This window comes from Kangiella profundi (assembly GCF_002838765.1).
In the GTDB taxonomy this organism is placed as follows: Bacteria; Pseudomonadota; Gammaproteobacteria; order Enterobacterales; family Kangiellaceae; genus Kangiella; species Kangiella profundi.
This window is the reverse complement of record NZ_CP025120.1, coordinates 1,694,436-1,708,760: the sequence shown is the minus strand read 5'-3', so window position 1 is coordinate 1,708,760 and position 14,325 is coordinate 1,694,436. Positions and strand designations below refer to the sequence as shown.

The following is a 14,325-nucleotide window of genomic DNA, read 5'->3' as shown; positions in this document are numbered from 1 at the left end:
AATGAAAGAACTAGAAAAGCTTGTTAAATCTGAGGCTGAGTGAGACTTTGCAGATGAACAGTTTCCAAGAATTGCTAGATTATATGGCTTTCCCGGAGACTACACTGTTGGATAAGCCATTATACAAGAGGATGTTCCTGGAGCATGCCTCTTTAGATGCTGCGGATAAAAAAGCACTTAAAGAAACGATTGATAAAATACGCTGGATATACACTCTTAAACCCAGCACCATTAACATTGCGGCTTATTCCGATGACCAGTATGATTACTCGGAAATCGCAGTGTTACATGTTGAAACTCATAGTGTTAAGCAATATGAGCGAATTGGTGAGTTTATCAACAGGGCGATCCCGTATCCTTTGGTTGTTCTAATGTCTACAACAGTTGGCAACAGGGAGTATGTAAACCTGTGCCTGGCCGATAAAAGACAAAGTAAATCGGATAAAGACAAACAGGTTATTGAAGAGCTTTATTTCTCTGGCTGGATTGAGTTAGCTGTTTCTTACCCTGGACAGTCTAATCAGGGACAGTCCAACCAAAAGCAGTCTGAACCAGAACAAACTGAACAAGAAAGTCCAAATCAGGATTTTTTGGCAAGCCTAAAGGTCTCAGCATTGCCATTCACAGACTTTAGACGCTTTTACCAGGCGATGATAGACCGAGTGGTAGCTTTGAACTGGGCTGCAAAGACCGGGAACTTTGTGCTATTGACCAGCCAAGAGAGAAGCTTGGAGAAGAGAAAAGCCCTAAAGCAGTATCATGAATTAGAACTAAAGATTCAAAAATTACGCAAAGAATTAAAGCAGTCAGCTTTTAACCGCCAGGTTGAGCTGAATGCAACCATTAAAAAATATCAACAAGAGCTCAAACGGTTAGAACAGAGCTTGTCGTGAGAGGTGTGAACGTGGGTAAAGATTTAGAAAAAATGGACGGTAAAACATTAGATATAGTTACTGATAATATCAATAAATTAAAAGAACTGTTTCCTGAGGCTATTACCGAAGGAAAAGTTGATTTTGATGTCTTAAAAGAAGTGCTCGGTGAATACGTTGATGACCGAGAAGAGCGCTACAGCTTTACATGGAATGGCAAGAGCAAAGCTCGCCGATTGGCACAAATACCGAGCACCGGAACCTTGCGCCCATGCAAAGAAGAGTCGGTGGATTGGGATAACACCCAGAACCTATTTATCGAAGGCGATAACCTTGAGGTGCTCAAGCTCCTGCAGAAGAGCTATCACAAAAAAGTCAAAATGATCTATATCGATCCACCCTATAACACGGGTAAAGATTTCGTTTATAAAGATAACTTTAAAGACAACATTAAAAACTATAAGGAAATCACTAGGCAGGTTGATAGTCAGGGTAAAAACTTATCAAGCAATACAGAGACTAGCGGGCGTTACCATACTGACTGGTTAAATATGATGTATCCGCGTTTAAAGCTTGCCCGTAATCTGCTTGCGGATGATGGGGTAATCTTCATTAGCGCTGATGAAGAAATTACGAATCTAAAAAAAATGTGTGATGAGATTTTTGGTGAAGAGAACTTCGTAGAAAATATCACATGGAATAAACGAATCCCGAAGAATGACAAAGGAGTTGGCAATATACATGAATATGTTTTGCTTTATGCTAAAGACGCATCGCTCAAGCCTGAATTTAATATGCGTAAAGATGGTTTGGATGATATTTATGAGCTAGTTGAAAAGCTTAAGAAAAATAGGACCCCAATTTTAGAGGCAGAAGATGAGATAAAGAAACTATACAAGAAGAATGCATACGATAGAGGTATTACTTTATACAACTCTTTTGACCATGAATATCGTTTGTGGGGAAAAATTAATATGAGTTGGCCAAATGCTAATACATTTGGTCCTAACTATGAAGTGAAACACCCTAAAACTGGGCAGCCAGTAAAAATTCCTGATCGCGGCTGGCGCTGGACAGAAGATACTTTTAACGAAGCTGCTAAAAGAGTAAATGGCAATTACACAGAAATAACTGAACTTCCTGATGGTAGCTTCATGTGTGGGAAGATCTGGTTTTCGGCAAAAGAGAATCAGCAGCCTAGCTCGGTTACATATTTAGATGAAGTTAATACCTTTCTTCTGCGGTCTATTTTGTCTATGAAAAGTGATGGAGGAATGGAGGTGGAGAGACTGTTTTCTGGTAAAAGCTATTTCTCCTACCCTAAACCTACAAGTTTACTGAAAGTGTTGTTGTCATCATATACCAATGGCCAAAATGGATTGATTCTCGACTTCTTTGCAGGTTCTGCAACCACCGCTCATGCAGCCTTACAACTCAACGCCGAAGACGGCAGGAACCGCAAATTCATCATGGTTCAACTTCCCGAAGCCTGTGATGAGAAATCAGAGGCGTTCAAGGCAGGATACAAAAACATCGCGGAAATCAGTAAAGAACGCATCCGCCGCTCTGCTGCAAAGATCAAAGAAGAAAACCCTGAATACAATGATGACCTCGGCTTCAAGGTGTTCAAACTCGACTCCACCAATATCAAACCTTGGAAGCTGGACTTTGATATGACAGAACAAGATCTTCTGGATCAGGTTGAGAATATAAAGCCTGGCCGGACTGAAGACGACGTACTTTATGAGGTGTTACTTAAATATGGATTAGATTTGACACTGCCTATTGAAGAACATGCTATTGCTGGGCACAAGGTTTTTGATATTGGTGCTGGAGCATTGATTATTTGTCTATCAGACAATATCACTCTAGAAGTGGTTGAAGGTATTGCACAATTAAAAGAAAAGCTTAATCCTGAAATCATGCGTGTAGTTTTTAAAGATTCAGGCTTTAAAGACGATGTTGTTAAAACTAATACACTTCAAATTCTCAAGCAGGCTAATATTAAAGATATAAGGAGCCTGTAAGATGTCGAGTATGAAAATTCAGTTCGATCCCAATCTCGAATATCAACGCCAAGCTATTGAGTCAGTGGTTGATGTGTTTGAAGGTCAGGAGACCTGTCAGACCAACTTTACAGTAGCTCCACTACAATATGCAGAGCAGCAGTCGATACCAGGCATGGAGACCAATTTGGGTATCGGCAATCGTCTGATGCTGTTGGATGAGGATATCCATAACAATATTCGAAAAATACAGTTGCGTAATGGTTTGGCGCCGTCAGAGTCATTTAGTTCAAAAGACGGTATCCATTTAACGGTCGAGATGGAAACGGGCACAGGTAAAACCTATGTCTATTTACGGACCATCTTTGAGATGAACCGCAAATATGGCTTTACCAAGTTTATTATTGTGGTGCCTTCGGTTGCTATTAAGGAAGGGGTTCATAAGTCTTTACGAATGACCTCTACTCATTTCAAGGAGCTCTACGAAAATACTAACTTTGATTATTTTGTGTACGATTCCAGCAAGTTGTCTGATGTTCGTAATTTTGCCACTAGCCCCGATATTCAGATCATGGTGATTAATATTGATGCTTTTCGTAAGAGCTTTACGGATCCTTCTAAGGCCGACAAGGCTAATATTATACACCGAGCTCATGACCGTATGTCAGGCATCAAGCCTATTGAGTTTATTCAGGATACTAATCCCATTGTAATTGTCGATGAACCCCAAAGTGTGGATACTACTGACAAGAGTAAGGAAGCTATCGCCTCGCTTAACCCAATGTGCACCTTGCGTTATTCAGCCACTCATGTTGAAAAGCATCACATGTTGTATAAGCTTGATTCAGTAGATGCCTATGAGCAAAAGCTGGTGAAGCAGATTGAGGTAGCAGGTATCGAAGTCCAGGATGGACATAATAAGGCTTATATCAAGTTATTAAGTGTTAATAATAAAAAGAGTCCGATAACGGCTAAAGTAGAAATCGACTCAAGACTCAGGAGCGGCTCAATTAAGCGCAAAGCCATTACAGTTAAAAGTGGCGATGACTTGCTTGAAAAAAGTGGTGGTCGTGATATTTACGATGGCTACATTATTGATGATATCTATTGCGAAAAGGGCAATGAGTATATCAGCTTTACCAGCAAGTCAGATATCCTGAAAATTGGCCAGGCCGTTGGTGAAGTCGATCCAGATGAGTTTAAGCGTATTCAAATTCGGAAAACCATTGAAGAACACCTTGATAAAGAAATGCGACTGCGCCCGCTGGGTATTAAAGTCCTGAGTCTCTTCTTTATCGACAAGGTTGCTAACTACCGTTCGTATGACGAAAACGGTAACCCGCAAAAAGGTAAGTTCGCCCTGATGTTTGAGGAGGAGTACCAAAGAGCCATTAAAAAACCTAAGTATCAAAGCCTATTTGAGGGTGCCGATTTAGAGACGGTTGCCGAGGGCGTTCATAACGGATATTTTGCTGTCGATAAGAAAAAAGATGCCAAAGGAAACGAAATGATGAAGGATGCATCAGGTAAAACAGCGGCGGATGAAGGGGCTTATAATTTAATTATGAAAGATAAAGAAAGGCTTCTCAGTTTCGACTCTAAGCTAAAATTTATCTTTTCTCACTCAGCGCTCAAAGAAGGGTGGGACAACCCTAATGTTTTCCAGATCTGTACGCTCAATGAATCCAGTTCAGTTATTAAGAAGCGCCAAGAAATTGGGCGAGGCCTGAGAATATGCGTCAACCAGGAAGGCGAGCGTGTTCATGGCTTTGATGTTAATACTCTAACTGTCATGGCTAATGAATCTTATGAGGACTTTGCCGAAAAGTTACAGAAAGAGATTGAAGAAGAAGAGGGCATTAAGTTTGGCGTGGTTGAGGAGCACCTTTTTGCCAATATTGTTATTCCAGTCGATGAGCACAACAGCGAGTATCTCGGAGTAGAAGCCTCTCAAAAGTTATGGGAGCATTTTAACGCTGCTGGATATATCAATAAAAAAGGCAAGGTTCAGGATTTACTTAAAAATGACTTGCAAAGCGGCGAGCTCAATATACCTGATGAATTCAAGGCGCACACACCTCAAATCGCCGCAGTCCTTAAGAAGGTTGCTGGTAATCTCAATATCAAAAACCGAGATGATAAGAAGAAGGTTACACTAAATAAGGCAGTTTATTTAAGTCCAGAGTTTAAAGAGCTGTGGGAGCGTATCAAATACAAGACTACCTTTAGAGTGGATTTTAATGTTGATGCGTTAGTACAGAAGTGTGCTGATGAGATAAAAGCTAATTTGCAGGTTGGCAAAGCAAGGTTTATATACCGTAAAGCCAAAGCTGAAATTGATCGAGGCGGAGTTCATGCCGAGCAGGTTCAGGAAACCGCAAGTGTCTATGACTCACGAGCTTTTCAGCTACCTGATTTAATCACCTATCTGCAAAATGAAACCAATCTAACGCGCCGTACCATTGTTAGAATATTGAGTGATAGTGGGCGCCTTGAATCCTTTAAGAATAACCCGCAAAAGTTTATTGAGCAGGTCACAGCTATTATTCAAAAACAAATGCGCCTCTTTATCGTTAAGGGCATAAAATATCAAAAAATCGGCGACGAACATTATTATTCACAAGAGTTATTTGATGACAATGAACTCTTTGGGTATTTACACAAGAATATGTTAGCGACGCAGAAGTCAGTATTTGACCATGTGGTCTATGATTCCGATGTAGAGCTTGAGTTTGCTCGTTCATTTGAACAAAGCGATGATATTAAACTTTACGCAAAACTCCCTGATTGGTTCAAAATTGATACTCCTCTAGGGACTTATAACCCGGATTGGGCTGTTTTGATTGAGGTTGATGGTAAAGACAAGCTCTATTTTGTGGTAGAAACGAAAGGCTCATTATTTACTGATGCCCTACGCCCAATGGAAAAAGCAAAAATCGACTGTGGGAAGGCTCACTTCAAAGCCCTCGGTAACGATGTAGATTTTAAAGTTGCCAATGATTTTAATGAATTTTCAGGGGAGTATGTTTAATTATGGATATCATGCAGCATTCAAGTAAAGTTCATGATTTTACTCTTGGTGAGTGGTTTGACAATATTATTAATGGCCAAATTAAATTACCAAGATTTCAACGGCATGAGGCATGGGATAGAAAGCGTATTTGTAGCTTTTTTAACACTGTCATTCACAATTTGCCTCTAGGCGTTGTGTTAGTTCATGAGGTTGGCGATACAGAAAAATTTATATCCAGATATGTTAAGACTGCTGAAAATAATAAGGGGCATCGAGTTACTCAGCATTTGTTGGATGGTCAGCAACGTTTGACAGCAATGTGGAGAGTTCTGCATAACAACTATAAAGACTATACCTATTTTGTTCATATCAATGACTACGATGAATCCAAGGAACTAGATGAAGAATCTTCTATTTCAGTTTATTCCAGGACTCGTTATATCAGAAAAGATGGTAGGCGTTACCCGCTGTGGTGTGATGATCCAAAGGAGTGTTTAAAACGAGGCTCTATTCCCACTGACTTGCTAAAACCAACTGATATCAGTAAAGATTTGGACCAGTGGATTGATGAAGCTACAAATCACATGAATCCATCAGATGATGATGAGGATGCAATCAAAAAAGTTCGTCGGCATCTCGCTTTTAAAGAAAAGTTAAAAGAAGATATCAACCGCCTGAGGGACAGGGTTAAGCACTTTAATTTACCATATCTGTCACTACCGTCTTCCACTGAAAAAGATGTTGCTTTGCAAGTGTTTATTAATATGAACACAAATAGTAAACCGCTCTCACGGTATGACATTATTGTTGCGGAGGTTGAAAGCGCAACTGGTCAAAGCTTACATAATTTACAAAATAAACTCATTGAACAATACCCTAAAATAGCAAGATATTTTGATGTTTCGTTTTTGATTTTGGCAGCCTCAGCCTTGCTCCAGGATAGAATACCTAATGAAAGGGGTATGATTGAAATGGATAAGGCGCTAATGGTGGAAAACTGGTCTTTAATGGAGTCCTGCCTGGCAAAAGTGGCGGATTTTCTTGCAACGCAAGGAATTTATGACAAGCAAAGACTACCTACAAACGCTGTGTTAGGTGTTATTGCGGCTAGCTATCAGTATATTCCAGAAGATGGAGATTTTAGAAGCAAGGCAGAGAATCTATTGCAAAGATATTTATGGTCTGCATTTTTTACAGATAGATATGAAAACTCCGCCGCAAGCCGGGCACATGTAGATTATAGAGCTATAACCTCTTTACTGAAGAATAAAGATTTCACAGAAGAAGATCTCAAAGTAGTGCCAGTACTTGATAGGTCAGAGTATCCACTTGCGACGGCTGAAGAGTTAGAAACTGTTGACTGGCCAAAGAGAGAAAACATTAGGGCTCGAGGCATACTTGCTGTAACAACCTATTACGGTGCATATGATTTTGCAGATAATCAGCCAGCAAGTTATGAAAGTCTAAAGAAAAGAGAATACCACCACTTATATCCAGATGCATTGCTAAAAGATATTGATGTCAAAAGCTATCTTGCTCTGAACTGTGCTCTTATTACATGGAAAACAAATCGAGTCATTGGAAGGAAAGATCCAGTCCACTATCTTGGGGAAAGAATTGGCTGGTTTGATAAAGACATGATAGCAAACAGGCTTCAAACACACCTTATCGATTTTGATGACTTAGCTAAAAGTGAATATAAGAATCTAGAAGATGAGTCTGTTAAAGAAAAGCTTATGAATGACTATTTAACTTTTATCAAAAAGCGAGCAATTGTTATAGCAGAAGCGGCCAAGAAATTAGCAGATGGTAACTCTCTAAGGCCGAGTACAAATTAGCCTATTAGTTTTAATTTATCTCTTAACTGCGACAATTTGTCGCAGTGTTTTTTCCTTCCATATCTATACAATTAGCGCCGATTTGATTCTTTTCTGAGGGCGTTATGAATTTCTTTTCTTTTGATTCTTTTCGTGTGAGCGCGGTTGCTGTCGCTGTGTCTGGTTGTTTGTTTTCTGGGGTTGTTCTGGCTGAGGATGTTGAATCTGAGGATGAGCATATTGATGTGATTACGATCAGTGCGTCGCGTGCTTCGTCTGATGATTTGTCGGTGGCGGATGCGGATCCGGTTGAGTCGGATGTGGCGCAGTGGTTGAAGACGGTGCCTGGGGCGAATGTGAATAAGAATGGCCCGGTGACGGGGATTGCGCAGTATCGCGGGATGTTTGGTGATCGGGTTGGTGTTAGTTTGAATGGTCGTACGGTGATTGGTGCTGGTCCGAATGCGATGGATGCGCCTTTGACTTATGCCGTGCCGATGACGGTTGAGGCGATGACGGTGTATCGCGGGATTGCGCCAGTGACTGCCGGAATCGATACGATGGGCGGTGCGGTGGATGTGCATCTAAAGCAAGCGCGTACTTCTGAAGAACTGTCGGTCGAGGGCTCATTGAGCAGCTGGTATTCGGGGATTAACGATGGCAAGACCTATGCCGGGGATATTAATGTCAGCGCTAATGATTTTGGTGTGTATGCCTTTATCAGTGACCAGAGTGCCAATAATGCCGAAGATGCGCTGGGCCGTGACATCATCACGACTGTTTACGATAAGCAGCAGTCGGGCCTGGATATGGCTTATGAGTTTGGTGAAAGCCGCATTGGAGTGCGTTATGGTAAGACTGACACTGGCTTCTCGGGAACGCCTGCCTTGCCGATGGATATTAATTATGTGGATGGCGAGCAGTGGAGTCTTGATGGTCAGCATCAGTTTGAGGGTGCTGTGCTGGAGTGGCAGTTTGGCGCTTCGGATAATACGCATGGCATGGATAATTTTAGCCAGCGTGTGAATCTTGATCCTGCCGCGCATCGATATACTTATGCTGCGGCCAAGAGCTCCGATTATAAGTTTCAACTGACCGCTGGTGACTGGGTGTATGGATTGCAAGGGTATCTGTCTGAGCATGATGTGGATATCAGCAATCCCAATAATATGATGTTCGGCGTGATTAATTTTAATCAGGTTGAGGATGACCGTCATAGCGCTTATGTGCAGTGGGGCCAGCGCTCAGAATCGCGTAGCGATACTGTTGGACTTAGGGTTAAGTATAACCGAGCCAATGCGGGCGAGGTGGCACATTCGATGGCGATGATGAATCCTGCGATTGCCGGTTTGCAGAATGACTTTAATCAGGCGGATCGCAGCGTTAGCGATACGGCTTATGATGTGACCTATCATGGTAAGTCGGTTCTTAGCGAGAGTTTTGTCTGGAACTACAGCGCGGGTATCAAGCAACACGCGGCCAGTTATCAGCAGCGTTATCTGTGGATTCCGATGCAGTCAACCAGCGGCCTGGCCGATGGTAAAACCTACATTGGCGATATCAACCTTGACCCAGAAACCGCTTACCAGATTGATACCGGTTTTGATTACAGCAATGGCGGTTTTAAGGTATCACCACGGGTCTTTTATTCGCAGGTTAAGGATTATATTGAGGGAACGCCGAGTACCGATCCCAGAGCGATTATGGTGGCTGACATGATGGGCGATTCGGCGCCATTACAGTTCACCAATGTTGATGCCACTTTATGGGGCTTTGATGCCAACTGGCGCTATGACATGCCATCGGATTTCTTTATGTCCGGGGTGGTGAGTTATGTGCGTGGTGAGCGCGATGACAGTGATATTAATTTGTATCGGATTGCACCAATGAATACGCGATTTGTGTGGGGCTATCAGGGCGTTCAGTTCTCAACCCAGTTTGCCGCGCAGATATATGCGGATCAGGATCGGGTGTCGAGTATCAATAATGAAACTCAAACCGCTGGGTATATGGTTTGGGACTGGATGGCCGATTATATGTTTGATAATGGCCTGACAGTGCGTGCCGGTGTTGAGAACCTGTTCGATAAACAGTATGTGGAGCATCTGGGTGGCGTGAATCGAGCTGCTGGAAGTGGGATAGCCGTTGGCGAGCGCCTGCCAGCCAATGGGCGGAATGTTTATGTCGGGTTTGAGTTTAGGTTTTAGGAGGGTGTTGTTAGGGATAAGTCATAACTTGTCCGTGCATTGATGGGGGGGTAGGGACAACTCATGAGTTGTCCCTACGTCCGTACGAATTGCTCTTGTCCGTACGTTGGCGTGAGGTTGTTTGTAGGGGCGATTCATGAATACCCTATGGGGCAGACCCTCGCCTGTACTAATGGCGAGGGCTTGGTCCACCGATTCATATCTTTTTGAGTGACCACAGGTCAGCCTAGATCTTTCTTGCTATTTCTTGATAAGCTTTTTTACTTTTATAAAATGCAGCTCATGGGTTGAGTCACTTTTCTTGGTTCATGAATAATAGCAATAACTTGACGCACAATGAGATTGTGCATAGAATAATTAATATTGAGTAGTAGATTATGGCAATTACGTTCAGGGATGATTGGCTAGAAGCTTTTTATGAAGACGATATTTCCCACCGGAAAATCCCTAAAAATATTCAAAATGCTTTATATAGAAAGCTACAAATCATCGATGCAGCAACTGAAGAAGCGGATCTGAGAGTACCTCCTGGTAACTGTTTCGAACATTTAAAAGGTAAGTTAAAAGGTTGGTGCTCCATTCGAGTTAATAAGCAATATCGGCTTATTTTTAGATGGGTCGATGGAGCTGGAGAAAATACTTATCTAGACCCTCATGTATATAGGGGCTAGGGGAGATTAGGAGTTTATGAGAAATACAAAACGACGCCCAGTGACGGTTGGTCAAATGTTGGTGAGTGAGTTTATGGAGCCAATGGGTATTGAAATTAATGAATTGGCTGAGGCTATGGGTGTTCACCGTAATACTTTAAGTCGAATCGTTAATGATAAGGGTTCCTTGACTGCACCGATGGCGATTAAGCTGGCGGCCGCTTTAGGGAATACCCCTGAGTTCTGGCTCAATATTCAGCATTCCGTTGAGTTGTGGGATGTTCGCCATAAGGCTTATGCAGATGAAGCCAGAAATGTTAAAAGAGTAAAGTCCCATACCGAACCTCATCAAACTGTTTGTTAATTCTTGATTTATTTGAGATCTGCTCTTAGTTGATGGGTTACGCTCTATGAGCTAACCCATCCTATAGCACTGTGTGGTAGGGACAAGTCATGACTTGTCCGTACGAAGGGAGGGGGGGATTCCTTGATCAAAAAGGGCGACCAAATTGGGTCGCCCCTACCGAGCACTCGGATTTTATTCACCCGCTAAAGAAGGTTTGCTAGGGCACACCCAACGGTAAGAATGAAGCTATTATTCGACACGAATAACGCGGTAGCTTTTATTGCGGCCTTTAACGTTCATGTTGTAGCTGCCCATGAAGCCTTTTTCGATGGTTACTGTTGGGTTGGTGACTTTGTAGTAACCAGGGCGGAGGTCGGTGATTTCCCAGACTTGACCATTATCAAGTTGGATTTTCAGGCCTTTTTCCCATTCCGCAAATTCACCCAGCGCGGTGGCTGTAATCTTATCCAGAGTTTCCTCTTCTTTAATACGCTCGCTACCAAACTCATCAACTTTATCTTTTTTGCTGACAACTTCAGCTTTCGGGGCGGGTTTCTGAGCTTGCTCAGGCATGGCTGGTTTAGCTGGTTCGGCTGGCTTGGCAGGCTGTGCAGCTGGTTCTGGTTTGGCCGGTGCTGGTCTGTTTTTCAGAAACTGGTCATAGCAGGCGAGGCGTTTGGCGTCGTCGGTGATGGCTGCGCAATCTTCTGGTGTTGAGGCCGCTGTGGCGAAGTTGGCCCATGCGGTTATCCCAAATAAAATGCAGATGTGCTTTATATTCATATTAGTTCTCATTCCTGTTCTAACTGTGCTTGCTATATTAAAGCAATTTCATAATAATTGAACCGCTATTTTAATCAAAAATATAAAAGTGTTACTGAGGTTTACATGATAAAAGTTTTGCTGGTGGATGATCACGATTTGGTTCGCATGGGATTGGGCCGTTTACTATCCGATGCTGACGGGATTGAGGTCGTTGGCGAAGCTGAGTCTGGGGAAGAGGCGATAAAAAAGGTCAAGGAGTTGAACCCTCACGTAGTGATGATGGATGCCAATATGCCGGGCATCGGTGGTCTGGAAGCGACACGACGCATGTTGCGTTTTGAGCCAGATTTGAAAGTTATTGCTTTGACGGTGCATGGTTCCGAGCCTTATCCCAGCCAGTTTATTGCTGCTGGTGCCATGGGGTATTTAACCAAGGGCACTGATATCGATGAGATGGTGAAAGCCATTCATTCTGTTAATCGAGGTAAGCTTTACCTGGCTGCGGAAGTGGCGCAACAGATGGCTCTGAGCCAGTTCAATAAATCCGAAGACAATCCTTTCAGCACCTTGTCCGAGCGTGAAATGCAGATCATGCTGATGATTACGCGTGGTGAGAAAGTCCAGGCCATTTCTGACAAATTGCATTTAAGTCCGAAGACGGTGAACAGTTATCGCTATCGTTTATTTGAAAAGCTGGGTGTTGAGAATGATGTAAGCCTGACTCACATGGCGCTACGCTACAAAGTCATTGAAGCTCAATAGTTGGTGAGTAATAGAGAACCTGATGAGTCCAGTGGACGACAATACTTCCTCAATCAAGCCCCAAATCAAGAAAATCCTTGCTCACCTGAGTAAAAAGCCCGGTGTCTACCAGATGCTGGGCAAAGACGGCGAAACCCTATACGTCGGTAAAGCCAAGAACCTTTCCAATCGTGTTAAAAGTTATTTCGTAAAGCAGCATCAGTCGCCCAAGACTGAATTGCTGGTTACCTATATTGAAGATATTCATACCACGGTTACGGAAACTGAAACCGAAGCGTTGCTGCTCGAAAATAATCTGATAAAGAAATATAAGCCGCGCTTTAATGTTCTGTTTCGTGATGATAAGTCTTATCCTTTCGTCTTTTTATCGGCGGGAGACTTTCCGCGACTGGCCTATCATCGTGGTGCTAAAAAAGAGAAGGGCGATTACTTCGGACCTTTTCCCAGTACTAGCGCGGTGCGCCAGAGTTTGTCGCTGATTCAGAAAACCTTTCAGATCCGTCAATGCGAAGACAGTTATTTTGCCAATCGCTCACGCCCCTGCCTGCAATATCAGATTAAGCGCTGCACCGCGCCCTGCGTGGGCTATATCTCTAAGGAAGAGTACGCCAAGGATGTTGAGAACGTAAAGCTCTTCTATCAGGGCAAAAGCGAGCAGGTTATCAAGCGGTTGCAGAAAAAGATGGACGTTGCCAGCCAGAATTTAGAGTTTGAAATTGCGGCACGCTACCGCGACCAGATAAAACAGATGCGCCATGTCATGCAGCAGTCAGTGATCAGCGGCAATGCAACCGATATGGATGTGATAGGCGTGGCCTATGCTTCCGGTATCTGCTGCATCCTCTTGGTGTTTATCCGCCAGGGCATGATTGTTGGTAATAAAACTTATTTCCCCAAAGTGCCCAAGCATAGTGACCTACAGGAGATCGTATCGACTTTTCTGGGTTTCTATTATTTATCCGGTGCTGAAATCCCCAAGCAAGTTGTCATTGAGAATTTGCCCGATGATTTAGAAGCATTACAGGAGGCTTTCAGCCAGCAACGTGGTTCTAAGGTCACTCTTCGCCAGGCCAGCAGAGGGCAGGTTAAGGAGTGGCAGACCTTCGCTAATAAAAACGCTGACCATTCATTGCGCGCCAAACTTAACAGCAAGTCTAACTTTACTCAGCGACTGCTGGATCTGCAAAAGGTTTTACAGATGGGGCAGATGCCAAAGCATGTAGAGTGTTTTGATATCAGTCATACCCAAGGCAAGCAGACGGTCGCATCCTGTGTAGTGTTTGATGAGAATGGGCCCAAGAAAGCTGACTATCGGATTTTTAATATCTCAGGAATCACCGGTGGTGATGACTACGCTGCCATGCAGCAGGCGCTGACACGACGCTATAAGCGTCTTAGAGACGAACAACAGGCTCTGCCAGACTTGGTAATAGTTGATGGCGGTAAAGGCCAGCTGGGGAAAGCTGAAGAGGTCTTTAATGAGCTTGAATTGAAGTCCGTCAATTTAATCGGCGTTTCCAAGGGCAGTGACCGTAAGGTGGGCATGGAGCAGATCTGGTTTCCAGGACAACATCAGCCATTACTGCTTGAGGATGACTCGAAAGCGCTGCACTTTATTCAGCACATTCGGGATGAAGCGCATCGTTTCGCCATCACCAAGCACCGCCATCAGCGTAAGAAGTCCGCGACTAAGTCCATGCTGGAAGAAATACCGGGCGTTGGTGCCAAGCGCCGACAGGCGCTGCTGAGGCATTTTGGTGGCTGGCAGGAAGTGGAGGGGGCCAGTGTTAAGGAGATTGCGGGGGCGCCAGGAGTCAGTCTATCGCTGGCTCAAAAAATTTATGATTATTTGCATAGTTAGCGGTATTTCTGAAAAACAATCCGCTA

At 43.3% G+C, this 14,325-nt stretch carries 10 protein-coding genes; 9 read left to right on the top strand and 1 reads right to left on the bottom strand.

The features are described from left to right. The first annotated feature begins 53 nt into the window (after positions 1 to 53). The 7 genes from CW740_RS07950 to CW740_RS07920 all read left to right on the top strand — a co-directional run bounded on the left by CW740_RS07950 (position 54) and on the right by CW740_RS07920 (position 10,929). Positions 54 to 893: a DUF4391 domain-containing protein gene (locus CW740_RS07950; RefSeq protein ID WP_106647012.1), complete on the top strand. Its 840-nt coding sequence runs from the start codon at positions 54 to 56 to the stop codon at positions 891 to 893. A gap of 32 nt (positions 894 to 925) precedes the next feature. Next, positions 926 to 2,899, top strand: coding sequence for a site-specific DNA-methyltransferase (locus CW740_RS07945; protein WP_106648093.1), 1,974 nt, complete (start codon positions 926 to 928; stop codon positions 2,897 to 2,899). 10 nt (positions 2,900 to 2,909) lie between these two features. Continuing rightward, entirely contained in the window at positions 2,910 to 5,909 is a 3,000-nt protein-coding gene (locus CW740_RS07940) for a type III restriction-modification system endonuclease (protein ID WP_106648091.1), read from the top strand. Positions 5,910 to 5,911: 2 nt separating this feature from the next. Continuing rightward, positions 5,912 to 7,729: a DUF262 domain-containing protein gene (locus CW740_RS07935; RefSeq protein WP_106647011.1), complete on the top strand. Its 1,818-nt coding sequence runs from the start codon at positions 5,912 to 5,914 to the stop codon at positions 7,727 to 7,729. Between the two features lie 104 nt (positions 7,730 to 7,833). Continuing rightward, positions 7,834 to 9,915: a TonB-dependent receptor domain-containing protein gene (locus CW740_RS07930; protein WP_106647010.1), complete on the top strand. Its 2,082-nt coding sequence runs from the start codon at positions 7,834 to 7,836 to the stop codon at positions 9,913 to 9,915. 377 nt (positions 9,916 to 10,292) lie between these two features. Further along, entirely contained in the window at positions 10,293 to 10,586 is a 294-nt protein-coding gene (locus CW740_RS07925) for a type II toxin-antitoxin system RelE/ParE family toxin (RefSeq protein ID WP_106647009.1), read from the top strand. A gap of 16 nt (positions 10,587 to 10,602) precedes the next feature. Next, on the top strand, positions 10,603 to 10,929 hold the full coding sequence (locus tag CW740_RS07920; RefSeq protein ID WP_106647008.1) for a HigA family addiction module antitoxin: 327 nt from the start codon (positions 10,603 to 10,605) through the stop codon (positions 10,927 to 10,929). 231 nt (positions 10,930 to 11,160) lie between these two features. Here CW740_RS07920 and CW740_RS07915 read toward each other — a convergent pair whose 3' ends face one another. Then, a complete protein-coding gene (locus CW740_RS07915) occupies positions 11,161 to 11,694 on the bottom strand; it encodes a hypothetical protein (protein ID WP_106647007.1) in 534 nt (177 codons plus the stop codon). A 105-nt stretch (positions 11,695 to 11,799) separates the two neighbouring features. On the opposite strand from CW740_RS07915, the gene uvrY reads away from it, so the two are divergent. Together uvrY and uvrC are read left to right on the top strand one after the other, a co-directional pair. Continuing rightward, entirely contained in the window at positions 11,800 to 12,438 is a 639-nt protein-coding gene (gene uvrY / locus CW740_RS07910; protein ID WP_106648088.1) for a UvrY/SirA/GacA family response regulator transcription factor, read from the top strand. 22 nt (positions 12,439 to 12,460) lie between these two features. After that, a complete protein-coding gene (gene uvrC, locus CW740_RS07905; RefSeq protein WP_106647006.1) occupies positions 12,461 to 14,299 on the top strand; it encodes an excinuclease ABC subunit UvrC in 1,839 nt (612 codons plus the stop codon). Positions 14,300 to 14,325: the final 26 nt, after the last annotated feature.